Origin of the sequence: Janthinobacterium violaceinigrum (assembly GCF_009208555.1) — a bacterium.
Classification (GTDB): domain Bacteria; phylum Pseudomonadota; class Gammaproteobacteria; order Burkholderiales; family Burkholderiaceae_D; genus Janthinobacterium; species Janthinobacterium violaceinigrum.
On the sequence record NZ_WFLI01000008.1, the window covers coordinates 110,833 to 134,326 of the forward strand.

The window sequence follows — 23,494 nt, forward strand, 5'->3', positions numbered from 1 at the left end:
GGGGTGCTAGCAAAAAGAGAAACGGCGCGGATTGCATGAGCAATCCGCGCCGTTTTTTTGTGGCTTTTTGGGTTCAGCGAAACATGGCCGGCACGAAATAGCGCAGATTGATGTCATCTTTCATTTTCGGGCATTGGCCAAGTTTTGCTGCCGGAAAGGATATCGGCAGTAGCGTCGTTTCGTGCAGGCGGTCCTCTACTTCCAGCACGCCGGCAAACGCTTTCACCTGGCGTGGCGCGGGCGACTGGCAATCACCGATTGCCAGTTCGCGTCCTTCGCCATGAAAGCTGCCACCGTAGGCAATACTGGTGCACAGGGCCGGCCAATAATGAAATGGAGTAAATTGTCCTGCCGCCGCCATGTGTTGTTGATCTGCCTGCTGCAATTTTTGCTGCATGAAATATAGGAGCAGTGAGGCATGCGGCTCGTAGGACGGCGGCAGTACCAGGCGCAATGGCTGGGTTGCTACCTTGATCCGCCTGCCGCAGCTGCCGTCGTTGCTCGCCATGGGCAGGATTTCACGCCCCGGTGCCCCCTGCGGATGGATCGCAAACGGGGCGGGCTGGTTCAGACTCAACGGTAGCGATTCCATGCGCAATGCAAGTTGCAGGCGCCGTGCGCCATCGTGGTATTCAATATCATATTGTTTGCCGGGCTTGAAGCCCTCGCGGGCCTCGATCCGATACAAGCCGTAGGCTGCATCGACTTCCTCGCTGATGTCGCGCAAGCCTTGCTGCAGGGCGAAGCGCTTGATCTTGTCGCCAGTTCGTTGTTGCTCCTGTTCGTTCCAATCCTCGGTCGCGGCGTTCAAGCTGCGGCATATCGGCAGGGAAGCGTTTTTCTGTCCCGTGCATTGCTGCATTTCTGGGCTCGCCAGATAATAGCCTTGCAGTTGTTGCCCCATTTGCTTTTCCACGCGCAGCCGTACCACGACCGGTGTCAGCTTTCGACCCACACCATGCTCCTGGATACGAAAATTCTTCGTGGACAGGGCGACGGGTAGCCTGACTATGCTATACCTTCCTTCATCTCTGAGTACGTAATCGGGATATGTTTCAGGGAGAAACAGGACGCCGCGCGCATTGGCAGGCAAGCTGATGGTGGCGGAACTGGCGCTTGTTGCCGCTGATACATGCAGGAATTTTCCTCGCTCATCCGCCATGCAGGAACAGGCCAGTGCAGCGCCCGGCAGCAGCAAACAGGTCAGCGCCACGCAGCGGGTCCAGGTACATGGCGATGGTCTGGTTTGCATGGTCTCTCTTGAAGAAACGGCTTGATTGCCGAGCAAGATAGTTTCCCATAGAAAAATCCCCCGGGCAAGACAACTGGCCGGGGGAGCGTGAGGGAAATTGGAACTTACTGCTTCAGCAGCGGCCCCAGGTATTTACCCGTCACGCTGGCCGGATTGATGGCCACGTCTTCCGGTGTGCCCGTGGCGATGATTTGTCCGCCGCCGGCACCCCCTTCGGGGCCCAGGTCGACGATCCAGTCGGCCGTCTTGATGACGTCCAGGTTGTGCTCGATGATGACGAGGGTGTTGCCCTGGTCGCGCAGGCGGTGGATGACCTTGAGCAGCAAATCGATGTCGTGGAAATGCAAGCCCGTCGTCGGTTCATCGAGGATGTACAGGGTACGGCCCGTGTCGCGCTTGGACAATTCCAGCGACAGTTTCACGCGCTGCGCCTCGCCGCCGGACAGGGTGGTGGCGCTCTGGCCCAGCTTGATGTAGCCGAGGCCCACGTCGAGCAGGGTTTGCAGCTTGCGCGCGATCAATGGCACGGGCTTGAAGAATTCATGCGCCTCTTCCACCGTCATGCCCAGCACTTCCGTGATGTTCTTGCCCTTGTATTGCACTTCCAGGGTTTCGCGGTTGTAGCGCTTGCCGTGGCACACGTCGCACGGCACATACACGTCGGGCAGGAAATGCATCTCGACCTTGATCACGCCATCGCCCTGGCACGCTTCGCAGCGTCCGCCCTTCACATTGAATGAGAAGCGGCCCGCGCTGTAGCCCCGTTCCTTGGCCGTCGGCACGGTGGAGAACAGGTCGCGGATTGGCGTAAACAAACCCGTGTAGGTGGCGGGGTTCGAGCGCGGCGTGCGGCCGATCGGCGCCTGGTCGACGGAAATAACCTTGTCGAAGTGTTCGAGGCCGCTGATCGAGTCGTGCAGCGCCGGTTCCGTCTGCGAACCGTACAGATGGCGCGACAGGGCCGGATACAAGGTATCGTTGACCAGCGACGACTTGCCGGAGCCGGACACGCCCGTCACGCACGTCATCAAGCCTACCGGCAAGCTCAGCGACACTTTTTTCAGGTTATTGCCCGTTGCGCCCGTGATCACCAATTGCTTTTCAGGATTGCTGGCGTGGCGCTTGGCCGGTACGGCGATCTTCAGCTTGCCGTTCAGGTACTGCGCCGTCAGCGATTTCTTGTTCTTCAAAATGTCTTGTAGGGTGCCTTCGGCGATGATTTCGCCGCCGTGCACGCCCGCACCGATGCCCATGTCGACGATGTAGTCGGCCGTGCGGATGGCGTCTTCATCGTGCTCGACCACCAGCACGCTGTTGCCGATGTCGCGCAAGTGCTTTAACGTTTCAATCAGGCGGTCATTATCGCGCTGGTGCAAGCCGATCGACGGCTCATCGAGCACATACATGACGCCCGTCAAACCGGAGCCGATCTGCGATGCCAGGCGGATACGCTGTGCTTCGCCGCCGGACAAGGTGTCGGCGCTGCGGTCCAGCGACAGGTAGTCGAGGCCCACATTGTTGAGGAATTTCAGGCGCGAAATGATTTCCTTGACGACGCGGTCGGCGATCTCTTTCTTGGCGCCCGTCAGCTTCAGTTTTTCAAAGAATTCCAGCGTTTCGCGCAGCGGTTTTTCCGCCACTTCATAGATGGCGCGCTGCTGCTTGCCCGTGCCTACCTTGACGAAGCGCGCTTCCACGCGCAGGCGCGCGCCATCGCATGAGGGGCAGCATTTTTCATTGATGAACTTGGCCAGTTCTTCCTTGACGGCCATCGAGTCCGTTTCGCGGTAGCGGCGCTGCAGATTGTTGACCACGCCTTCGAACGTGTGTTCCTTGATGACGGTGCGGCCCCGTTCGTTGACATAGCTGAAGGGAATGACTTGCTTGCCGGAACCGTACAGCACGGCTTGCTGCGAATTCAAGTCCAACTGCTCGAACGGTGTGTCCAGGTCGAACTCGTAAAAGGCGGCCAAGTTCGTGAGCATCTGGAAATAAAACTGGTTGCGGCGGTCCCAGCCCTTGACGGCGCCCGAGGCCAGCGACAGGTTCGGGAACGCGACGATGCGTTTCGGGTCAAAGAATTCAATGTGGCCCAGGCCGTCGCATTCGGGGCAGGCGCCCATGGGGTTGTTGAACGAGAACAAACGCGGTTCCAGTTCCTGCAGGGAATAGCCGCACACATTGCAAGCGAACTTGTTGGAGTACACGTGTTCCTGGGCCGTATCCATTTCATAGGCAATGGCGCGGCCGTCGGCCAGGCGCAGGGCCGTCTCGAAACTTTCCGCCAGGCGCTGCTTGATGTCCTGGTTCACCTTGACCCGGTCGATGACGACATCGATCGTGTGTTTTTCCGTTTTCTTTAATTTCGGGAGGTCATCGACTTCATAGATTTTGGCCGCATGCGTGCCGCTCTGCACGCGGAAGCGCACGAAGCCCTGCGCCTGCATCTGCTCGAACAGGTCCACGTGTTCGCCCTTGCGGTTGGCGACGACGGGCGCCAATATCATCAGCTTGGTGTCTTCCGGCATGGCCAACACGGCATCGACCATTTGCGACACGGACTGGGCCGCCAGCGCGTTTTCCGGGTGGTCGGGGCAGTAGGGCGTGCCGACGCGTGCGTACAGCAGGCGCAGGTAATCGTGGATTTCCGTCACGGTGCCCACGGTCGAGCGTGGGTTGTGCGAAGTTGCCTTCTGTTCGATGGAGATGGCGGGGGACAGGCCCTCGATCAGGTCGACGTCCGGCTTTTCCATCAATTGCAGGAATTGGCGCGCGTAGGCCGACAGCGATTCGACGTAGCGGCGCTGGCCTTCCGCGTACAAGGTGTCGAAGGCCAGCGAAGACTTGCCGGAGCCGGACAAGCCGGTAATCACGATCAGCTTATTGCGCGGCAAATCGAGACTGATATTCTTGAGGTTATGCGTGCGAGCGCCGCGAATGCGGATCTGTTCCATGTGATTGCCTTGCTTTCAGTGAGTGTGCGGCCGGCGCATCGGGCCAGGATACGGATGAGTGGCCACAACGGGTCAACCTGTTACTATAGCCGGGTTTTGTTCTGCATGCCTGAGGCGCCCTTGGGCGGATTGCGCCGCCAGGGGAACGTGCCCCGATAAAGTTTGATACAGATGCGTTCAGAGGGTTAAACACTGTATATAATACCAGTATTCAATCTTGCTGTTTTTCTCGCAGCAGAAAAAATTTATACCGTGCAACGTTCAATGCATGGCAAGACCTGTGCCTGAAACGGAAGTCGCATTGCGCGGGCGACTCGCTTATAATCGTCGTTTAGTAAAAAATCTAACGCGCGCGAGTTTTGGCTCCCGCCGCAGTTCATCAGGAGTTATTCATGGCATCAGTCAACAAAGTCATCATCGTCGGCAATCTGGGCCGTGACCCGGAAATCCGCTACATGCCTAGCGGCGACGCGATCGCCAACATCGCCGTGGCCACTTCGTACAAATCGAAGGACCGCAACACGGGCGAACAAAAAGAATTGACAGAGTGGCACCGTATCTCGTTCTTCGGCCGCCTGGCGGAAATCGTCGGCCAATACCTGAAAAAAGGTTCGTCCGTCTACGTCGAAGGCCGTTTGCAAACCCGTAAATACACGGACAAGGACGGCGTCGAGAAGTACGCAACCGACATCATCGCGGAACAGATGCAAATGCTGGGCGGCCGTTCCGGCATGGGCGGCGACGCCGGCGGTGGCGATGACAGCTACGGCGGTGGCGGCGGCTACGAAGCCCCGGCCCCACGCCAGGCACCAGCCCCGCGTCCCGCCCCGGCACCGGCGCCACGCCCGGCACCGAAGCCAGCACCGAATTTCTCGGATATGGATGACGATATTCCGTTCTAAGTACGCCGTTCTGACGCTTGCCGTCAGGCACTGCCGATAAAAAGCCTGCTTCATCCGTGAAGCAGGCTTTTTCATCTGTACGGGTTGTAGAAGGCGATCCGGGGCGCACAGTTCCATGCCACAGCAAGAAACGGGTGGCAGCGCTGCCCCGATGCTGGTCTGATGGTGGTTTTGACGACACCGGAGAACAGCATGGATTTTCGCATCACGGGGCTGTCACCCGAGCCTTTTTTGCCCCTTTTTTCCTTGTCCGATGCCCAGTTAACGGCACTCGGCATACAACGCCATGTGGTCGACCAACATCCGGGATTTCCTGACCGTATAGGGTTGGTGGATGCCGACCTGGGCGAGACCGTGTTGTTGCTGAATCACGTCTGCCAGCCCGCCGCGACGCCTTACCGGGCTTCCCACGCCATTTTTGTCCGCGAGGGCGCCACGCACGCCTACGATGCCGTCAACCAGGTGCCGGCATCGATGCGGCGGCGTCTATTGTCGCTGCGTGCCTATTCGGCCGATGGCATGATGCTCGATGCCGAGGTGGTGGATGGCAACGCCGTGGAGGACGTCATTGCGCAGCTGTTTGATAATACGGACGTCAGTTATATTCACGCCCACAATGCCAAGCGGGGCTGTTATGCGGCCCGCATCGACCGGGTAGGCGGCTCCCTCGTCTAATCGCGCAAGCCGATATCGAGCGTGTACGCCGCCACCGCATTCCGGCGCGCCGCATTGCGCATCAGATATACCTGCACCGTGTACTCGCCATCGGCCGGCAGTTTGGCCTGGTAACTGTTGCCGCTGCTCGAGCCGGTGAACAGGGCGTCATCGTGGCCAGCCTGGCGGATGTTGAAGTAATTCGACGGCTGATTGGTTTTCAGCTTGACGCTGAGGGTCTGGCCCGCCTTGCCGGTCACCGTGTATTCGGCCGTGGCGTAGCCCTTGATCTTGCCTTTCACGCTGTGCGCGCTTGTGCCTGCGGTCAGTGCCACTGTTTCCTTGTGGACGGGGTCCGCGCTCCAGGCCGGCGTGGTGAAAATGAGTGCCGCCAGCAGCAGGCTGGCGCGCATGGGCAGGTGACGATACGGCATATGCTATTCCCCTTTATCTGTAGATCAAAACCAGTCGATGGTGCTGCCATCCATCTTACGCCAGCTGCTGCCATGGGCCTGTACGGCAGCGTGCGCAGGGCCAGTATTGCCCACGCTTCAACACGCAAAAAAACAGGCCGCGCACTCCTGGAATGCGCGGCCTGTTTGCGTTAACTCAAGGTTTAATTGATCGTGATTTCCTTGCGGTTATCGCGCGGGACGCGGTCGATCATCTTGTTGTAGGGGTCGACGCCCACTTCAAACGGTTTTTCCTTCACCGTCATCGTCACCACCGGGTCGTTGCCGGACAACACGCGCTTGTCCGTGAACAGGACTTTTTCGTCTTTCTCCTTGGCGCCCGGCGCGCGTGCGAAGATGGCGATCTCCACCGGCTCGTCATAGGCGCGCGGGCTTTCCTTGCCCTTGCCGTCGGATTCCAGCTTGGCCAGGTGCAGTTGCATGGTGACATCCCATTGCCCATCCTTGCGCTGCACGGCCGTCGCCTGCGTCACGCGGTTGTCGTAGAAAACGATCTTCTCGAACAGATCCGTGATCAGCGCCTGCTTGTCCTGCGGCGTTTCGGCGCGGATGTAGGCCAGCAGTTCCTGCGAGGTGGTAAACGGCGCCTGCTGGTAGCCCTTGTCCTGCAGATAGCGTTTCAGGGCACGGTTCAGCGCTTGCTCGCCGATCTCGTCGCGCAGGCGGTAGAACACCAGGCTGCCCTTGTTGTAGTGGATGTATTGCTGTCCTTCCACGCGCGCCAGCGGCAATTCCTCGATGGCTTCGCCGCCGCGCCCGCTCAGGTAGCGGTCCAGTTCATAGCGCAGGAAGCGGCGCATCTTGTCGCGGCCGTATTCCTTTTCCATCACCATCAAGGCCGAATATTGCGCCAGCGATTCCATCAGCATGGTGGCACCCTGCACATTGGCGCCGATGACCTGGTGGCCCCACCATTGGTGCGCCATTTCATGGGCCGTGACGTAAAACACATAGTCGATGTCATCCTTGTTGCGCAGGTCGGCGATGAAGCCGATGCCTTCCGAATACGGAATCGTATTCGCAAACGACTGCGCGAAGCTCTGGTAGGCGGGAAACTCCAGGATGCGCACCTGCTTGTGCTGGTAGGGCGTGAACTCGGTGCTGTAGTAGTCGAGCGACTTTTGCACGGAAGTGATCATGCGGTCCGTGTTGTAGCCATGCTTTTTGTCGAAATAAACTTCGATCGGCAAGCCATGCCACTCGCCCTTTTTGACTTCCCAGCGCGCCGACAGATACGCAAAAAACGGCAGCATCGGCTGGTCCATCTTGTAGCGGTAGTAGCGGCGGCCATCCTTTTCCCAGCTGCTCTGCAGATAGCCGGGCGCCAGGGCGATCTGCTCGCCGCTGGTGGACACGGTGGTGTCGAAATGGATCCAGTCCGCATCGCCGCCCAGCACCGTGTTGTCATACGCGGAGCGGTCTTCCAACTTGGCCATGCGCTGCGGCTCGCCCAGGCCCCGCTTGCGGCGCTCATTGCGATCCAGTAACTCCATTTCCTTTGCATAGCCGAAGTGGGGGAAAAAGGCCTGGTTGTTGAAGAAGCTGCCGTTCAGGTTGACCTGGTCCGGCGTGCCGCTGTTGGTAAAGCCCTGATGCGTGACGGCCACCGTGAAATCGAGCGGCAGGGTGGCACCGGGCGCCAGCGCTTGCGCCAGCTTGAGGATGCTGAAGCCCAGTTCCTTGTCGTCCAGCGTCACCTTGTGCTCGGGCAAGTTCAACCAGCGTGTTTCCAGGTCCGGGTTGCGCTGGATGCGCAGGGTATCGAGCGGCTGCTGCGTCTTGTTTTGCAGCACGTAGTGACCCTTGATCAACACTTTGCGTTGCTCAGGATAGATATCCACATCGGCCTGGACGTCCGTGATTTTTAATTGCGGCAAGTGCTGGTACTGCTTGTACAACTTTTCGTAGCGCGCCTGCTTGTCCATGCCGATGTTCGCCGTTTCGTACTGGTTCAGCACGTTCGTGTTGTAGAAGATCCAGCCGCCCGTGCCTGCCCAGCACAGCAGGACCAGGGCCAGCGCGGCGCCCGCACGGCCGCGCAGGCGTTGTCCTGCCAGGCGCAGGCGCGCACGCCAGTCGGCGGACAGGCCGCGCACCCAGAACGCCTGCGCCAGCATGACGAGGGCCACGGTGAACAGGCTCCAGTACAGCGCGAACCAGGCCCAGCCGGTCAGGAAGTGGCCATAGCCATTCATGTCCGAATACTTGATGGCCGGCGTGCCGCCGAAGGCGTACAGATTGTGCTCGAAGTGCAGCATGCCCAATACCATTTGCGCCACCATCAGCAGGATCACCAGCAGGTAGCCGATGAATTTGCTGTTGGACAGCACTTGCAGGGTGAGCGCGCACAAGGCCATCAGCACGAAGAAGAGGGAACCCAGCAGGGTGCCTTTCAGGTACAGGCCCAGTTCCACGGGCGCGCCGCCCTTGACGAGCTGGAAGCCGATGGCCGCGACGATGCCCACCAGCAGATAGCCGGCGATGACGCCGATCAGGGCCGTGCACTTGGCCAGCAGGGGAACCCAGTCGGGCACGGGCATGGCATCGCTGACGTCGGCGATCCTGGCCTGGCGTTCCTTGAAGATCAGTTCGCCCGCATAAAACGTGACGATGATGATGAGCATGAAACTGAAGCTGTTGTTGATCTGCTGCAACAGCAAATGCGTCATCGGATACACGGCCGTACCATACATGTTCTTGCCGACATTGGCGCTGGTGATCAGGTTGATCACGGCAAACAGCAGCATGACGAGGAAGGGCACGCTCTTGAAGACGCCGGCCGCATCGAAGCGCAGGATTTGCCACCACTGGCGCCAGGCTGTTGCCGGGGTAAAAGCGGGCATGCTGCGCGGCAGGTGCAGCGGCGCCGCCACGGCGGGCGCGATGGTCTCTGCCTTGTGCTTGCCGAACAGGCGTTTTCCCGTCCCCGTGCGCTGCGGCTTGAACAGGATCACGGTGGCGGCGAACAGCACCACCGTGATGCCTAGCCACAGCAAACGGTTGGCCAGCAGGAAGCCGGACAGGGACGGCAGGCCCGCATTCGCTTCGGCGGACGTGAAATAGCGCGTCATGCGGCCAAGGGAGCGCATGCCGAACGGGTCGAGCAGGACGGCGATCCATTCGTTATTGATGTCGCGCGTAAAGGCGCCAGCCATGCCCCACAGCACGAAAAAGCCCAGCACACCCACGTAGACGAGCAACATCGAGCGCGTGGTGGCCGCCAGCAGCATCAGCAGGGCGCCAATGAAGAGCAGGTTCGGGATCACCATCACGCCGAAGCTCCACGCATATGCATGCAGCGAGAATGCGCCCACGCGCTGCGGGTCGACCCAGGGCATGAGGGGGCCGAGCATGATGGCCAGGGCGATGGCGGCAAAGATCACCAGACAGGCGACGAAGCCGGCGGCGAAGCGCCCGAACAGGTAATCCCATTTGCGCATGGGCGTGGCGAACAGCATGTCGGCCATGCCCACTTCGCTGTCGCGCAGCACGGCGCCGGCGATGAAGATGGTGATGAGCAACATCGACAGCAGGCTGAACATTGTCAGCAGCTGCGCCACCACGGTGGGCGCGTTGCGGTTGATGTTGCCGATGGCGCCGCCCACCTGGATCGAATCGCTGCTGCTGGCGCCAAACGCCAGCAAGGCCAGGATGACGGCAAATATCCACAGCAGCGGCTGTTTCAGCTGGTAGCCGAGGTCAAACTTGAAAAATTCCTTCCACATGGCGGCCCCTTACGCTGCAACGGCGGCTGGCGCGGCGGCGGATGCGGCGGCGCCGCTGCGGGCAGCGTTGCGCACGTGCAGGAAGTACACGTCTTCCAGGTCCGGGGCAATCTGCACGAAGCCGCTGTCAGGCTGGCTGTCGGCATACACATTGATCTGCGGCTTGCCGCCCACCAGGCGCGTCGACAGCACATTGTGCGATTGCTGGTAGTGCGCCAGCTCGTCCATGCTGACGCTGCGGCGCCAGACTTTGTTGTGCAGGGTGTCGATGGCCGCTTGCGGTTCGCCCTGTACCAGCACCTGTCCCTTGACGATCATGGCCATGCGCGGGCACAGGTCCGTCACGTCGTCGACGATGTGCGTCGACAGGATCACCACCACCTGCTCGCCGATCTTCGCCAGCAGGTTGAGGAAACGGTTGCGCTCGTCGGGGTCCAGGCCGGCCGTCGGTTCATCGACGATCACCAGGCGCGGCGCGCCCAGCAGGGCCTGGGCGATGCCGAAGCGCTGGCGCATGCCGCCCGAATACGTGCCCAGGTTGCGTTTGCGCGCTTCCCACAGATTGGTTTGCTGCAGCAAGGCTTCCACGGCTTCCTTGCGCGGGCCCTTCTCCGTCAAGCCCTTCAGGACGGCAAAGTGGTTGAGCAGGGTTTCCGCGCTCACTTTCGGATACACGCCGAAATCCTGCGGCAAATAGCCGAGCTGGCGGCGCAGGCTGGCCTTGTCCTGCAGCACATCGAGACCATCGAAATGGATGCTGCCGCTATCGGGATCCTGCAAGGTGGCGATGGTGCGCATCAGCGAGGACTTGCCCGCACCATTCGGCCCCAGCAAGCCGAACATTCCGTTGGGAATTTCCAGGCTGACATTGTTGATGGCCTTGACGCCATTGGCATACGTTTTGTTCAGCTGTTTGATCGATAGCATGTGCAGCACTCTCCAGAGCTTGGGTATGAAAGCCGGCAGATACATGTCTGCCGGTCTGTGGAAGGGGATCACCCTTGTTTTTTTCAGCCGCGATGGCGGATGTTACTTAAAAACAATAATATATAGCCAATTGGAAGGAAATTAATATTTTTGCGACCAACAGTGGAATGACAGGGCTGAAATGCAGGAGGGAGGGATGAATGACGTGGTGCTACACTCGCCTTTTTCAGCGACGCCAGGTGGCGGAAGGACGGGACCATGCCGATAGCGCAGCACATGACATTACGCGCCGTTGCGTCCGGCGAAGCACGGGCGCTGGCGCAGCTGTTCCAGCTGTACTGTTACGACAATAGCGCCTGGAGCGGCGAAGACGTGCTGGCCGATGGCCGCTATGACGTGTGCGACGGGGGACTGGCCGAGTATGTGCATGCGCCGGGCCACACGGCGCACTGGATCGAGGTCGATGGCGCGCTGGCAGGTTTTTACCTCACGGAGCCGGCCATGGCGGGCACGCTTGCCGTGCAGGAGTTCAGCGACTTTTTTATTTTGCGCAAATACCGGCGCCGGGGGCTGGCGCTGGAAGTGGTGCGGCGCGTGCTGCTGGGCAGCGCGCAGGCGTGGCTGGTGGCGACATTCCGCGACGATGCCGCTGCCTGCGCGTTCTGGCAGCAGGCGTTTGCGCGCCTGCCGTTTGCCAGTGTCGAGGCGTACGACGATCCGGCCTTGCCGCAGTTTCAGCTGACGGTGCTGAAACCGGCGGCCTGAACTGCCTTAAAAGCGGACCTTGACGTAGGCGGAGGGGCCCGTCAGGCGGATGTTCAGGTCGGCATCGCGTTCGCTATCGCGGTGCAGCTTGATTTTCGAGATGCCATAGTCGGCCACGAAACCGATGTTCTTGAACGGAAACCATTCCACGCCGACATTGCCGCCGTAGATGTGGCCGTTGATGCGCCCGCCGTTTTTCTTGATGCCCGACGCTTCCGCATACATGCGCAAGTCCGGTGTGAACGCGTGGCGCCAGCCCACTTCCAGCAGCGGCGCAAACGCGTGCTCGCCGATGGAATCGCGCGCCGTGGCTGTCTCGCCATTGACGATGCCCGTGGCCGTGCCGTTCAGGTTGGCGTGATAGTAGGCGGCGCCCAGGCCGATGCCGAAGGTGTCGTTGCCGCTGCCCAACCACCATTTATAGGCGAGCTTGGCCAGGTCCAGCTTCAGGTCCGCATTTGCCGTGGCCGTGCCCGTGACGGGCTGGCCATTGATGATGGTTTCACCAGTCAGGCTTGGCGTGTAGGATTTGTCGTAGCGGTAGTAGTCGAATGCCAGGCCGTGGCGGTCGCCGATCAGCAAGTCCGCTTTGACGCGGGGAATGGTGGTGTGGCTCTGCTTGGATTCGGGCGCGTCGATGCGGCCAAACTGCGTGTCGGCACCGATATTGATGCGCGGATCGGCGGAAAATGCCCCCACCGAGATGCTGACGCGATCCAGCGTGGGCGACGGTTCCGCCCGCGCGGTGGCGGCGGCCGTGGCGACGCCCAGTACGCCCAGCATCATGGCGCTGCGCAAGGCAAGATGGCGCAAGCGTGGTGGGGACAGGCGGGCGGGGACGGGCGTGGCAAACATGGGGCTACTCCTCAAAATAAAGTGAACGGGCCGCGACGTCGGGGCGGCTGGCCTTATGCGGTAATGCAATGAGGAAATGGTAGCAATTGTTACTTTTGAATTACGTAGCCGCACGACGCAACTGGTCGTCGGACTTGTCCTACCCAATGTCACCGCCAGTCAAGAGAGGAAAAACATGCAACAGATCATCGAACTGACGACGCCGCGCTTGCTGCTGCGCCAATGGCGCGACAGCGACCTGCTGCCTTTTGCCGAGCTGAATGGGGATCACCGCGTGATGGCCTGCTTTCCCGCTACCCTGTCGCGCGAGGCCAGCGACGCCATGGCGCAGCGTTGCCGCAGCCTCATCGCCGAGCGGGGCTGGGGATTGTGGGCCGTGTCCTTGCGCGACAACGATGCCTTCATCGGCATGACGGGACTGCATATTCCCACCGTGCAACTGCCGTGCTCGCCGTGCGTGGAAATCGGCTGGCGCCTGGCCTTCGAGCACTGGGGCAAGGGTTACGCGCAGGAAGCGGCGCAGGCCGCCTTGCAGGCGGGGTTTGTACGCTGGCACCTGCCGGAAATCGTCTCGTTTACGGCCTTGCCCAACGTGCGCTCGAGTGCGCTGATGGCGCGCCTGGGCATGCATCGCGATGCGGCCACGTTCGAGCATCCGGCCCTGCCGCCGGGTCACCGTTTGCGCACGCATTGCCTGTATCGGTTGACGCGCGCAGAATGGTGCGCACGGGAGGGAATCACACCATGAAAATTGCCGCCATTTCCGATATCCACGGCAACCTCGATGCGCTCGATGCCGTGCTGGCCGACATCGCCCTGCGTGGCGTGGACGTGATCGTCAATCTCGGCGATATCGTCTCGGGCCATCTGCAGCCGCGCGCCACGGCGGCGCGCCTGATGGCGCTGGACTTGCCCACCATCCGCGGCAACCATGAGCGGCAATTGTTCGGCGACCCCGTCCGCATGGGTGTATCGGACGCCTTTGCGCGCGCGCAACTGTTACCTGAACAACTCGCGTGGATAGCGGCGCTGCCTGCCACCTTGCGTCTGAGCAAGGATGTGCTGCTCGTGCATGGCACGCCGCAAAGCGACCTCGTATATTTTCTCGACAGCGTCACGCCGCAAGGCAGCCGCGCCGCCACGCCGGATGAAGTGGCCGAACGCGCGGGCACGGCCGATGCGGCCCTGATACTGTGCGGCCACACGCACATGCCGCGCCAGGTGCGCCTGCCCGATGGACGGCTGATCGTCAACCCGGGCAGCGTGGGCTTGCAAGCGTACGACGACGACCATGGTTATCCGCACGTGATGGAAAACGGCACGCCCCACGCGCGTTATGCCATCGTGGAACGGGGCGCGGACGGCGCCTGGGCGGCGCAGTTGCATGCGGTGGCGTATGACTGGGAACAGGCGGCCCGGCTGGCGCTGGCGAACGGCCGGCCCGACTGGGTCGTGCCCTTGCGCACGGGCCGCGTGGGACCGCCTGAAGTTGCTTAGCAGCTCGAGGCGCGGGTGACGGGCACGGGTACCAGCGTTGTCTTGCCTTCCTTGGCGATCACCTGGTTGATACTGATGCTGCAGCGCTTGCCTTCCCACGAGAACGCCGCTTCGTAGTCCTCGCCGGCGCGCGGCGTGAAGGTGATGTCGCCATGGCAGCTGGGCGACACACTGTCAAAGCGCACGCCGTTGGCCACGTAAAACGGCGAAACGTCCTGGAAACCCAGGCGCAGGCTGCTGGGCTTGCCGGCGGGAATCTCATATTCGCGGAAATATGCTTTCGAGAAAAAGCCATCCTTGCGCGCCAGATTCTGCGACGTTTCCGTTTCCGGGATGCCCAGGCTGACATTGCTGACACTGCCGATCAGGGAGCCGAAGGCGGAACTCATGCCGCCGCTGGCTTTTTCCACGCCATCGCTGAACATGCCGCGGATGCAGCTGCTGTCGCGGTACAGGAAAGCCGTGGCGCCATTCTGGCCGAACAGGCGCAGGCGGCTGATGGTGGATGCCGGCGAGACGGCCGGCGTGCTGGCCGCGTCGGCGGCAACAGGCGCGGGCGCCTCGGTGGTGACGGCATCCTGGGCAAAACTGGCGGTACTGAGCAACAGGGAAAAGAGGAAGACAGGTTTTTTCATTGCGAATCAATAAATTATCAAAAAGAAACAATATATACCATAGGGAATATTTTGATATTCTTTTCATTATTCTTTTGGATATGTTTCTCTGTTCGCCTGCCTAGCGGAACTCTTCGGCCACCAGGTTGTATTTCTGCATTTTGTGATACAAGGTCTGTTTCGGCAAGCCGAGCACTGCGCTCACTTCGCTGACGTTGCCCGAATATGCACGCAGTTCCTGTTCGATCAGCGCGCGTTCGAAGCCATTGACCTGTTCCGCCAGCGACAGCGGACTGGCCTGGCCGCCGGCCAGCAGGCTCGACGCGCCACCGGCGATGCCGAGCACGAAGCGGTCGGCGATATTGCGCAGTTCGCGCACATTGCCGGGCCAGGAATGGGCCATCAGGTTGCGCATCTGCGCGCTGGAGACGACGGGCGCGGCGCGGTTGTAGCGGGCTGCGGCGGCCAGCACGAAGTGCTCGAACAGGATGGGGATATCCTCGCGCCGTTCGCGCAGGGGCGGCAAATGCAGCACGATCAGATTCAGGCGGTAGTACAGGTCGCTGCGGAATTTCTGCTGCTGCGACAAGTCTTCCAGGTCCAGTTTGGCCGCCGCGATCACGCGCACATCGACGGGCGTGGGCACGTTCGAGCCGAGCCGTTCGATGTAGCGTTCCTGCAGCACGCGCAGCAGTTTCACCTGCAGCGACAGGGGTAGCGATTCGATCTCGTCAAGGAAGAACGTGCCCTGGTCCGCATGCTCGATCTTGCCCACCTGGCGCTTGGCCGCGCCCGTAAACGCGCCCGGTTCATGACCGAAGACTTCGCTTTCGAAAATGCTTTCGGGAATCGCGCCGCAGTTGACGGCGACGAAGTTGTGCTTGCGGCGATGGCTGAAGTCGTGCAGGCAGCGGGCCACCATTTCCTTGCCCGTGCCCGTATCGCCATAGATGAGGACGTCGGCGGGTTCGTTGGCAACGTCGAGGATCAATCGCCGTATGTCGCGCATCGCCACGGAATTGCCCAGCAAACGCGCTTCGATGCCGCCGCCGTCCTCGAGCTGGCGGCGCAGGCTGTGCACTTCCAGGGTGAGGCGCCGCGTTTCCAGCGCGCGCAGGATGACGTCGACCAGCTGCTCGGACGAATAGGGCTTTTCGATGAAGTCGTAGGCACCCGTGCGCATGGCGTGCACGGCCATGGTGATGTCGCCGTGGCCCGTGACGAGGATCACGGGCAGGTTGGCATCGAGCGTCTTGACCGCCTGCAGCAATTCCAGGCCGCTCATGCCGGGCAGGCGCACGTCGCTGACCACGATGCCGGGAAAATCCGGCGTCAGCAGTTTATAGGCCAGTTCGGCCGAGTGGAAGGCCAGCACGTCCAGGCCGGCCAGCTGCAGTGCCTGCTCGCTGCCTTCGCGTACGGTGGGGTCGTCCTCGACCAGCAAGACCTTCAAGCCGTCAAACATGTTTTTCCTCCTGCGTTGCAATCTGTAGTTCGATGGTGAAGACGGCGCCGCCGCCGGGCGCGTTTTCGGCCCGCAGCACGCCGCCGAACTGGCGCGTGATCTGTTCGGAAATGGCCAGTCCCAAACCCAGTCCCAGGCCTTGCGGCTTGGTGGTGAAGAATGGTTCGAACAGGTGTTCGTACACTTCCGTCGACAGGCCCGGTCCCGTGTCGGCCACGTGGATGAGGACGTGCTCCGGCGTGCATTCGACGGCCACGCGCAGGCTGCGCACGTCGCTGCCGTTCATGGCGTCGAGCGCGTTGGCGTACAGGTTCACCAGCACCTGCTCCAGGCGGTTGCTTTCGCACATGGCGAAGATGTCTTCGGGCGGCAATTGCAGGGTGAAACGCACATTTTCAACCTGCAGGCGCCGTTCGACCAGGAACAGGGCGTTGCTGATCGCCGTGGGAATCGACACGGAGGTCAGGCTGGTTGTCGATTTGCGCGCAAAAATCTTCAATTGGCCCGTAATGGTCCCCATCCTGGCTGCAATTTGCGAGATCTTCGCCAGGTTGCGCCGCGCGTCGTCGAGCCGGCCCCGTTCCAGCAGGATGACGGCATTGTCGGACATGGTGCGCAGCGCCGTCAGCGGCTGGTTTAGTTCATGCGTGATGCTGGCCGACATTTGCCCCAGCACGGCCATCTTGCCCGCTTGGAACAGTTCATTTTGCGTGATGTGGAGTTTTTGCTCGGCCTTGCTGCGCACGTCGATTTCCTGGCTCAGGCTTTGCGTCATGGCATTGAGTTCCGACGTGCGTTCCTCGACCATGGCTTCCAGGTTGTCGTACGCATGCTGCAGATCTTCGCGGGCGCGCAATTTTTGCGCCACGGCCGCGCGGCGCTGGCGCAGATAAAAGAACAGCAGCATGAAAAAGCCCAGCAGCACGCAGGAGAAGGCGGCTGCCGCGCGCGCGCTGGCCTTCGCTTGCGCCAGGTCGGACAAATAAATGAAGGTCCAGCCTTGCGGCGACTTCAGCTTGATCTGCGTCATCACGCTGGAGCTGGTCTTCGGTGGCGTATCGGGGTGCTCCTGCTCGCGCACGCTGATCACGCGCGCGCCATTGCCCAGCTGGCGGTCGGAAACGAAGGGGATCGGTTCAAGCTGCTTCGAGTAATACTGGCGCGTGCGGTTGAGTTCTTCGACGATGGCGGGTGACAGCGGGGCCAGGGTGCGGTATTTCCAATCGGGCATGGAGCTCAGGAAGATCACGCCGTGTTCATCGGCCAGCATCACCTTGTCGGCGCCCTGCACCCAGCGTTTTTCCAGGTTTTCCAGGTTCACCTTCACCGTTGCCAGGCCCAGCATGTGGCCATTCTGGTAGATGCCATGGGCAAAGAAATAGCCGGGTTCCAGCCGCGTCGTGCCCACGCCATAGAAGCGGCCCGGCGTGCCGCGCAGGGCGTCCTGGGCATACGGGCGGAACGAGATATTGTCGCCAATAAAACTGTCCGGTCCTTGCCAGTTGCTGGCGGCCCGCGTGTTGCCGTCGAGGTTGCTGATGAAGATGGTCGAGGATTTCGCCTGGGCATTCATCTGTTCCAGGTAATGGTTGACCGTATCGACCAGCACAGGGTCTTCCGGATGCTGCAGCAGGCGGATCACGTCGCGGTTCAGCTCCAGGGTCTTGGGCAGGAAGTCGTATTTCTCCAGCGCATTTTCCAGGCTGCTGACGTACACCTCGAGGCGCTGGGCGCCGCTGGCCTGCAGCTTGCCGATGGCGATGCGCTCGGTCCAGAAATACACGAGCCAGACGGTGGCCAGGCAGGCGGCCAGCACCACGCCCCAGGCCAGCGTTTCGCGGCCCGACCGTTGCGACAGGCGCTGGCGCCAGGAAAGAGGTGGTTTGCTGCTGCTATTCATAAAATCAGGTGCCAACTTGCAAGAACCCACAGTATCGCATTTAAGTAATCGCGGAAATAAAAAAGCCGCCGGATGTGCATCCGGCGGCCTGCGCTGTCATTAGCCGCGATCAGAAGGTGTGGCGCATGCCCAGGTTAAAGCCGCTGTTGCCGGTGCCATTGTCCGTGGCATTGCCGACGACGAAGGTGGCGCCGTTCTTGTTGCTGATGTGGCCGTAACCGGTGTACAGGTCGCTGCGCTTGGACAGGGAGTAAAAGGCGCCGATGGCCCATTGCTGGGCGTCACGGTTCAAGTTGCTCTTGTCGTTGTGGCGGATGTAGGACGCGACCAGCTTGGTGGCGCCGAACGGGGCGCTCAGGCCGACCAGCAAGTCGTTGCTCTTGCTGTTGTCGAGGGCGCGGTTGTCGGCATAGCCGAAGTTGCCTTGCAGTACGCCAAAGTCGTAGCGTGCGGCCAGCAGGGTGTTGCGCGTCTGCTGGGTGGCCAGCGCATTTTCCTTGCGGTGATGCGTCAGGGTCACGTTCAGGGGACCGTCGATGTAGTGCACGGCGCCGCCCAGGCTGCGGTTTTTCGCATTGTCATCTGCCACTTCGCCAAAGCCATAAGCGAAGTCGGCCGACAGGTGGCTATAGGTCGGTGTCGTGTATTGCACCATGTTGTCGACGCGGATATTCGTCACCATCAGGTTCGAGGCCGTGCCGGCCAGGCCGATGACGAACGGGTCGGCCACGTCGCGCAGGGCCAGGTAGTACGGCGAGTACTGGCGGCCCAGGGTGATGGCGCCGGCGCTGCCGGACAGGCCCACATACGCCTGGCGGCCGAACAGCAAGCCGCCCTGGCCCGAGGTGCCCGTGTCGATATTGAAACCGCTTTCCAGCACGAAGTTGGCGTACATGCCGCCGCCGAGGTCTTCCTTGCCCTTGAAGCCGATGCGCGAGCCGGAGGCCACGCCCGAGGCGACGCGATTGACGCGCTCGCCTGCCGCATCCTTGTCGAGCACCAGGCCGGCATCGGCCACGCCATAGATGGTCACGCTGGATTGGGCCAGCGCGCCGCCGGAAGCTGCGCCAAGGGCCAGCAGGGTAAACAGGACTTTTTTCATGAGAATCTCTCTAGTAAGGGGGATAACTACTGATCGCACTACCTGACTGCTTGTTACTCAACAATGAAAACAAATAAATGGCCCGCTTGTGGCGGGCCATGGCGCCTTAGGCCTTGCTAGCGTGGTCCGCTTCGCCCCAGTGGCTTTCCGTGTTCTGGCTGGCCGCGTTGGCCGCGGCTGCTTCTTCTTCGGTGGCCAGGCCGCCTTCCCACTTGGCGACGACTGCCGTGGCGACGGCATTGCCGACCGCGTTGGTAGCCGAACGGCCCATGTCGAGGAATTGGTCGACACCCATCAGCAGCAGCAGGCCCGCTTCTGGAATATTGAATTGGTTCAATGTAGCGGCAATCACCACCAGCGAGGCGCGCGGTACGCCGGCCATGCCTTTCGACGTCAGCATCAGCAGCAGCAGCATGGTGATCTGCGTGCCGATCGACAGGTCGATGCCGTAGGCTTGCGCGATGAACAGCACGGCAAAGGTGCAGTACATCATCGAGCCATCGAGGTTGAAGGAGTAGCCCATTGGCAGCACAAAACTGGAAATCTTGCGGTCCACGCCGAACTGGTCGAGCGCCGTCAGCAGTTTTGGATACGCCGCTTCCGAGCTGGCCGTCGAGAATGCCAGCAGGAACGGTTCGCGGATCAGGCCGACCAGCTTGAAGACGCGGGGGCCGATGACGACGAAACCGGCGGCGATCAGCAGGGCCCACAGGCACATCAGGCCCAGGTAGAAGCCACCCATGAACTTGGCAAACGTGACCAGCACGCCCAGGCCATGCGTGGTGATGACGGAAGCCATCGCGGCAAACACGGCCAGTGGGGCCAGGTTCATGATGGTGCCCGTGATGCGCAGCATGACTTGTGCCAGCTGGTCGACGACGGCCGTCAGGGTCTTGCCCGATTCGCCCAGGCCGGCCAGTGCGCCGCCGAAGAAGATCGAGAACACCAGCACTTGCAGGATTTCATTGTTGGCCATGGCCTCGATCGGCGATTTCGGCACCAGGTGCGTGAAGAAATCTTTCAAGGTGAAGGCGGCCGTTTTCAAATTGGTCGACGCGTGTACGTCCGGCAATGGCAAGCCCAGGTTGGTGCCCAGCTGCATCAGGTTCGACAGCACCATGCCCAGCGCCAGCGACACCAGCGAGGCGACGACGAACCAGCACATGGCTTTCAGGCCGATGCGGCCCGCCGTCTTGCCGTCGCCCATGTGGGCGATGCCGACCGTCAGGGTGGAGAACACCAGCAGCGCAATGATCATCTTGATCAGGCGCAGGAAGACGTCAGTAACGATGGAAATATTGCCAGCGATCTGAGCGCTAAGCTTGGCATCCGGGAAGGCGGTGTTGCATCCATAGCCGACGGCAATGCCGAGGATCATGGCAATCAGGATGTACAGGGTTAATGGCCGTTTCTTTTTCATTTTGACTCCTCCAAATGAAGCGCCGCTGTGAGCGGATTATTGATAGCGAGCAACTCAAGCTTGGAGTCAATATTTCTCAAAAACAAGCCCTTGCGTGCTGGCGATTATTTGCAGCAAAACCTGTACATAGCAAAGGATATGCCTGAAATGGAAATTTGGTACGTAACTTCTTAAGTTGTTGATTTAAGGAAGCTTTTTTTGTTGTTAAGAAGTCGCAACCAGGCCTGCTTGCGCGAAATATTGGACGCGGCAGGCCATCGCTGTATGACTTTTCATACGCTAGTCACGGCAGGGGCGCGGTGCGCCAAAAAGACAAGATTATCAGGACAATAAAAAAGCCCCTCCGAAGAGGGGCTTGATATTGCGCAATACCTGTTTTCTTGACGTCAGAACTTGATATTTGCCGTCAGGCTGAACGAACGGGGCTGGCCCGGGGTGTAGCGGAAGCCGGACTTGTTGATGGCCGCCACATAGGTCTTGTCGGCCAGGTTGTAGGCGTTCAGCTGCAAGTCGAGGTTCTTGTTGACGGGATACGTTGCCATGGCGTCGAAGACCCAGTAGGCATCCACGCGGGCCGGCGTGCCGACGGCGCCGTCGGTGCCGCGCAGCATTTCACCCACGTAACGCGCGCCGCCGCCGATCTTCAGGCCAAATGGCAGCGTGTACGAGGTCCAGCTGGTGAACGCCTGTTTCGGCGTGTAGCTGAGGTTATTGATGCCGCTGGCCGTGACCACCTTGCCCGACTCGACCTTGGTATTCATGCGCGTGTAGCCGGCGCTGACCAGCCAGTTCGGCATGATCTCGCCCACCACGCCCAGTTCCAGGCCTTCCACGCGCTTCTTGCCGGTCTGATAGTAAATGGTGGGGATGACGGGATCCTGTTCCACTTCATTCTTGACGGTGGTCTGGTAGACGGCGGCCGACAGCGACAGTTTTTGCTTCAGGAAGTCCCACTTGGTGCCGATTTCCTTGGTGAGGGTTTCTTGCGGGTCATAGTTCGGGTTTTGCGCGCTGCTGGCGCCGCTGCTCAGGGCGAAGTTGACGCCAGGCGGCGCTTTCGACGTGGCCAGCAAGGCATACACGCTGCTGTCCGGCGTCGGCTTGTACATGGCCGAGATCTTGCCGTTGGCCAAGGTGTCGCTCAGGGTCAGGTGGGTGGGAATCGGCGTGCCCACTGGCAATGGCTGTACCGCTGGCGGCGTCACGGCCGCTTGCAGGGCGACGGCGTCATACGTGGTGTTGAAGTGGTCGAAACGCACGCCGCCGTTGAAGATCCACTTGTCGCCGAATTTGACGGTGTCGAATACATACAGGCTTTGCGTGTTGACTTCGCCTTCGGTGTAGGCGCCGCTGCGCACGGGGTTGTGGCCGGTGACGGGGTCGCGCGGGTTCGGCCGGTACAGATTGGCGTCCGGCAAGGTACCCAGGCTGGCGGGCACATAGCTGTAGTTGGTCTGCTTTTCGCTGGTGAACTCGGCGCCGGCCACCAGCGAGTGCTTGAGCACGCCCGTGTCGAATTGCGCGCTGACCACGGTCTGGTTGGTCAGGATCGTGTTTTCCTGGTCCTTGACGGTGCGCAGCGAGCGCGCCAGGGTCCAGGTCGACGGATCGGTGGCGACCGGCGTCTTCAGGTTGGCGGTGCTGCCCATGAAGGCCGTCAGCAGGTAGTCCTGCTTGGTCTTGCCGTAGCGCGTGGTGTTTTGCAGCTGCACATTGGGCGAGAAATCATGGTCGATGCGCAAGGTGCCCATGTCGGCCTTGATTTTGTCGTAGTCCGCAGTGGAGCCGTAGAAATTCTTCGGGTTGACCTTGGCTGCGCTATTCAGGTAGGTACGGATGACCTTGTTCGTTTGCGTGATGGTGTCCGGCGTCGAGTAGTCGGGCAATCCGATGGTGGGCACGCCGCCGTCGGGTACGTTGTCCTGGTCTACGTGCAGGTAGCTGGCCGTGATGCGTGTTGGTTTACCGATGCCGAAGGTGACGGTGGGCGCGAAGGCCCAGCGCTTGTTCTTGACTTCATCGCGCGCCGGGTTGCCGCTGTCCTGCGTCATCAGGTTCAGGCGCAAGGCTGTGCCCGAGTCGGTGTCGAGGATGCGGTTCCAGTCGGCCGTGGCGCGCTTCTGCTTGCCGCTGCCCGCCGTCAGCAGGGAATTGAATTTGTTTTCCATGGTGGCCGTCTTGCTGACCAGGTTGATCGAGCCCGTGGGCGAACCGCGGCCGCTGTCCGTGCCCGCCGGGCCCTTCAGCACGTCGATCTGTTCGATGTTGAAGACGTCGCGCGAGATGGAGCCCACGTCGCGCACGCCATCGACATAGATGCTGCCCGACGAGTCGAAGCCGCGCATGTAGACGGCGTCGCCCGTGTTCGTGTTGCCGTTTTCACCGAGGAAAAAAGTGCCGACGCCTGGCGTGTTGCGCAGCGCGTCCGTCAGGGTCAGCGCGCCTTGCTGTTCGATCAATTCCTTCTTGATCACGACGATGGTTTGCGGCGTATTGACCAGCTCTTCCGTGTATTTCGGCGACGACGCTTTTTCGGCCTTGAAATCATTTTCCTTGGAGCCCACGACCTTGATTTCGTTCAGGGTTTGCTGCGATGCGGGGGCGCTTTGGCCGGCCGGATCGGCCGCTTGGGCGGCGACGGGCAGCAGCATCACGGCCAGGGCGGCGCCGATGTGCTGGTTGAAACGGTTGGGGGCGTGTTTGCGGCTCTTGATTGCCATCTTGCTCTCTCGATAAGGTCAGGGTAGTGGTTCCTGGCTGGCGCTGCGCGGTGCAATGGCACGCGGACAAGTGGCTGGCGGTGGAGACGGGGTGTGGGACATTGTAATAATTGGGCGCTATTCCGTAAATGAGAATCGTTATCAGTCTCGTTTACACAACGGATTACAGGTATCGGAAAAAAAACACTGTGATGCCGCATGAATGCTTGCTTTGCCGGCGGGCCGCTGCTACGCGCGCAAGCGTCCGGCAGCGGGAGTATGATGAGCAA

Annotated in this window: 17 protein-coding genes; 5 read left to right on the forward strand and 12 right to left on the reverse strand. The window is 60.8% G+C overall.

The window, feature by feature from the left end:
- Positions 1–73: 73 nt before the first annotated feature.
- Both GCN75_RS09255 and uvrA read right to left on the reverse strand, forming a co-directional pair.
- Complete coding sequence (locus GCN75_RS09255) at positions 74–1,252, reverse strand: hypothetical protein (protein ID WP_152282268.1); 1,179 nt, start codon at positions 1,250–1,252, stop codon at positions 74–76.
- Positions 1,253–1,356: 104 nt separating this feature from the next.
- Entirely contained in the window at positions 1,357–4,206 is a 2,850-nt protein-coding gene (uvrA, locus tag GCN75_RS09260) for an excinuclease ABC subunit UvrA (protein ID WP_152282269.1), read from the reverse strand.
- A 392-nt stretch (positions 4,207–4,598) separates the two neighbouring features.
- Here uvrA and ssb point away from each other — a divergent pair, with 392 nt between their 5' ends.
- Together ssb and GCN75_RS09270 are read left to right on the forward strand one after the other, a co-directional pair.
- Entirely contained in the window at positions 4,599–5,108 is a 510-nt protein-coding gene (gene ssb / locus GCN75_RS09265) for a single-stranded DNA-binding protein (RefSeq protein ID WP_034781209.1), read from the forward strand.
- Between the two features lie 192 nt (positions 5,109–5,300).
- The gene (locus GCN75_RS09270) at positions 5,301–5,783 is read left to right on the forward strand and encodes a DUF1203 domain-containing protein (RefSeq protein WP_152282270.1); all 483 of its coding nucleotides are present in this window, start codon (positions 5,301–5,303) and stop codon (positions 5,781–5,783) included.
- Here GCN75_RS09270 and GCN75_RS09275 read toward each other — a convergent pair.
- The 3 genes from GCN75_RS09275 to GCN75_RS09285 all read right to left on the reverse strand — a co-directional run bounded on the left by GCN75_RS09275 (position 5,780) and on the right by GCN75_RS09285 (position 10,887).
- A complete protein-coding gene (locus GCN75_RS09275; RefSeq protein ID WP_226941221.1) occupies positions 5,780–6,196 on the reverse strand; it encodes a hypothetical protein in 417 nt (138 codons plus the stop codon). The genes GCN75_RS09270 and GCN75_RS09275 overlap by 4 nt on opposite strands.
- A 182-nt stretch (positions 6,197–6,378) precedes the next feature.
- A complete protein-coding gene (locus GCN75_RS09280; protein ID WP_152282271.1) occupies positions 6,379–9,960 on the reverse strand; it encodes an ABC transporter permease/M1 family aminopeptidase in 3,582 nt (1,193 codons plus the stop codon).
- A gap of 9 nt (positions 9,961–9,969) precedes the next feature.
- Entirely contained in the window at positions 9,970–10,887 is a 918-nt protein-coding gene (locus tag GCN75_RS09285) for an ABC transporter ATP-binding protein (RefSeq protein ID WP_152282272.1), read from the reverse strand.
- A 276-nt stretch (positions 10,888–11,163) separates the two neighbouring features.
- Here GCN75_RS09285 and GCN75_RS09290 point away from each other — a divergent pair, with 276 nt between their 5' ends.
- On the forward strand, positions 11,164–11,652 hold the full coding sequence (locus GCN75_RS09290; protein WP_152282273.1) for a GNAT family N-acetyltransferase: 489 nt from the start codon (positions 11,164–11,166) through the stop codon (positions 11,650–11,652).
- 6 nt (positions 11,653–11,658) lie between these two features.
- Here GCN75_RS09290 and GCN75_RS09295 read toward each other — a convergent pair whose 3' ends face one another.
- Positions 11,659–12,507 (reverse strand): porin family protein, encoded by an 849-nt coding sequence (locus GCN75_RS09295; protein WP_152282274.1) that lies wholly within the window; start codon positions 12,505–12,507, stop codon positions 11,659–11,661.
- A gap of 175 nt (positions 12,508–12,682) precedes the next feature.
- Between GCN75_RS09295 and GCN75_RS09300 the strand changes: the two genes are divergently transcribed.
- Entirely contained in the window at positions 12,683–13,255 is a 573-nt protein-coding gene (locus GCN75_RS09300; RefSeq protein ID WP_152282275.1) for a GNAT family N-acetyltransferase, read from the forward strand.
- On the forward strand, positions 13,252–14,004 hold the full coding sequence (locus GCN75_RS09305) for a metallophosphoesterase family protein (protein WP_152282276.1): 753 nt from the start codon (positions 13,252–13,254) through the stop codon (positions 14,002–14,004). Before GCN75_RS09300 ends, GCN75_RS09305 begins: the two co-directional genes overlap by 4 nt.
- Here the strand turns inward: GCN75_RS09305 and GCN75_RS09310 are convergent.
- From GCN75_RS09310 to GCN75_RS09335, 6 genes are all read right to left on the reverse strand, one after another.
- Positions 14,001–14,639: a hypothetical protein gene (locus GCN75_RS09310; RefSeq protein WP_152282277.1), complete on the reverse strand. Its 639-nt coding sequence runs from the start codon at positions 14,637–14,639 to the stop codon at positions 14,001–14,003. The genes GCN75_RS09305 and GCN75_RS09310 overlap by 4 nt on opposite strands.
- Before the next feature lie 100 nt (positions 14,640–14,739).
- On the reverse strand, positions 14,740–16,083 hold the full coding sequence (locus GCN75_RS09315; RefSeq protein ID WP_152282278.1) for a sigma-54-dependent transcriptional regulator: 1,344 nt from the start codon (positions 16,081–16,083) through the stop codon (positions 14,740–14,742).
- Entirely contained in the window at positions 16,076–17,983 is a 1,908-nt protein-coding gene (locus tag GCN75_RS09320) for a sensor histidine kinase (RefSeq protein ID WP_152282279.1), read from the reverse strand. Before GCN75_RS09320 ends, GCN75_RS09315 begins: the two co-directional genes overlap by 8 nt.
- 109 nt (positions 17,984–18,092) lie before the next feature.
- On the reverse strand, positions 18,093–19,085 hold the full coding sequence (locus GCN75_RS09325) for a porin (protein WP_152282280.1): 993 nt from the start codon (positions 19,083–19,085) through the stop codon (positions 18,093–18,095).
- A gap of 106 nt (positions 19,086–19,191) precedes the next feature.
- Complete coding sequence (locus GCN75_RS09330; RefSeq protein ID WP_152282281.1) at positions 19,192–20,505, reverse strand: dicarboxylate/amino acid:cation symporter; 1,314 nt, start codon at positions 20,503–20,505, stop codon at positions 19,192–19,194.
- 386 nt (positions 20,506–20,891) lie between these two features.
- Positions 20,892–23,225 (reverse strand): catecholate siderophore receptor Fiu, encoded by a 2,334-nt coding sequence (locus GCN75_RS09335; protein WP_152282282.1) that lies wholly within the window; start codon positions 23,223–23,225, stop codon positions 20,892–20,894.
- Positions 23,226–23,494 lie beyond the last annotated feature (269 nt).

Coding starts and splice junctions, on each gene's coding strand:
- GCN75_RS09255 (WP_152282268.1), bottom strand. CDS start 1,252: ATGCAAACCAGACCATCGCCATGTACCTGGACCCGCTGCGTGGCGCTG.
- uvrA (WP_152282269.1), bottom strand. CDS start 4,206: ATGGAACAGATCCGCATTCGCGGCGCTCGCACGCATAACCTCAAGAAT.
- ssb (WP_034781209.1), top strand. CDS start 4,599: ATGGCATCAGTCAACAAAGTCATCATCGTCGGCAATCTGGGCCGTGAC.
- GCN75_RS09270 (WP_152282270.1), top strand. CDS start 5,301: ATGGATTTTCGCATCACGGGGCTGTCACCCGAGCCTTTTTTGCCCCTT.
- GCN75_RS09275 (WP_226941221.1), bottom strand. CDS start 6,196: ATGCCGTATCGTCACCTGCCCATGCGCGCCAGCCTGCTGCTGGCGGCA.
- GCN75_RS09280 (WP_152282271.1), bottom strand. CDS start 9,960: ATGTGGAAGGAATTTTTCAAGTTTGACCTCGGCTACCAGCTGAAACAG.
- GCN75_RS09285 (WP_152282272.1), bottom strand. CDS start 10,887: ATGCTATCGATCAAACAGCTGAACAAAACGTATGCCAATGGCGTCAAG.
- GCN75_RS09290 (WP_152282273.1), top strand. CDS start 11,164: ATGACATTACGCGCCGTTGCGTCCGGCGAAGCACGGGCGCTGGCGCAG.
- GCN75_RS09295 (WP_152282274.1), bottom strand. CDS start 12,507: ATGTTTGCCACGCCCGTCCCCGCCCGCCTGTCCCCACCACGCTTGCGC.
- GCN75_RS09300 (WP_152282275.1), top strand. CDS start 12,683: ATGCAACAGATCATCGAACTGACGACGCCGCGCTTGCTGCTGCGCCAA.
- GCN75_RS09305 (WP_152282276.1), top strand. CDS start 13,252: ATGAAAATTGCCGCCATTTCCGATATCCACGGCAACCTCGATGCGCTC.
- GCN75_RS09310 (WP_152282277.1), bottom strand. CDS start 14,639: ATGAAAAAACCTGTCTTCCTCTTTTCCCTGTTGCTCAGTACCGCCAGT.
- GCN75_RS09315 (WP_152282278.1), bottom strand. CDS start 16,083: ATGTTTGACGGCTTGAAGGTCTTGCTGGTCGAGGACGACCCCACCGTA.
- GCN75_RS09320 (WP_152282279.1), bottom strand. CDS start 17,983: ATGAATAGCAGCAGCAAACCACCTCTTTCCTGGCGCCAGCGCCTGTCG.
- GCN75_RS09325 (WP_152282280.1), bottom strand. CDS start 19,085: ATGAAAAAAGTCCTGTTTACCCTGCTGGCCCTTGGCGCAGCTTCCGGC.
- GCN75_RS09330 (WP_152282281.1), bottom strand. CDS start 20,505: ATGAAAAAGAAACGGCCATTAACCCTGTACATCCTGATTGCCATGATC.
- GCN75_RS09335 (WP_152282282.1), bottom strand. CDS start 23,225: ATGGCAATCAAGAGCCGCAAACACGCCCCCAACCGTTTCAACCAGCAC.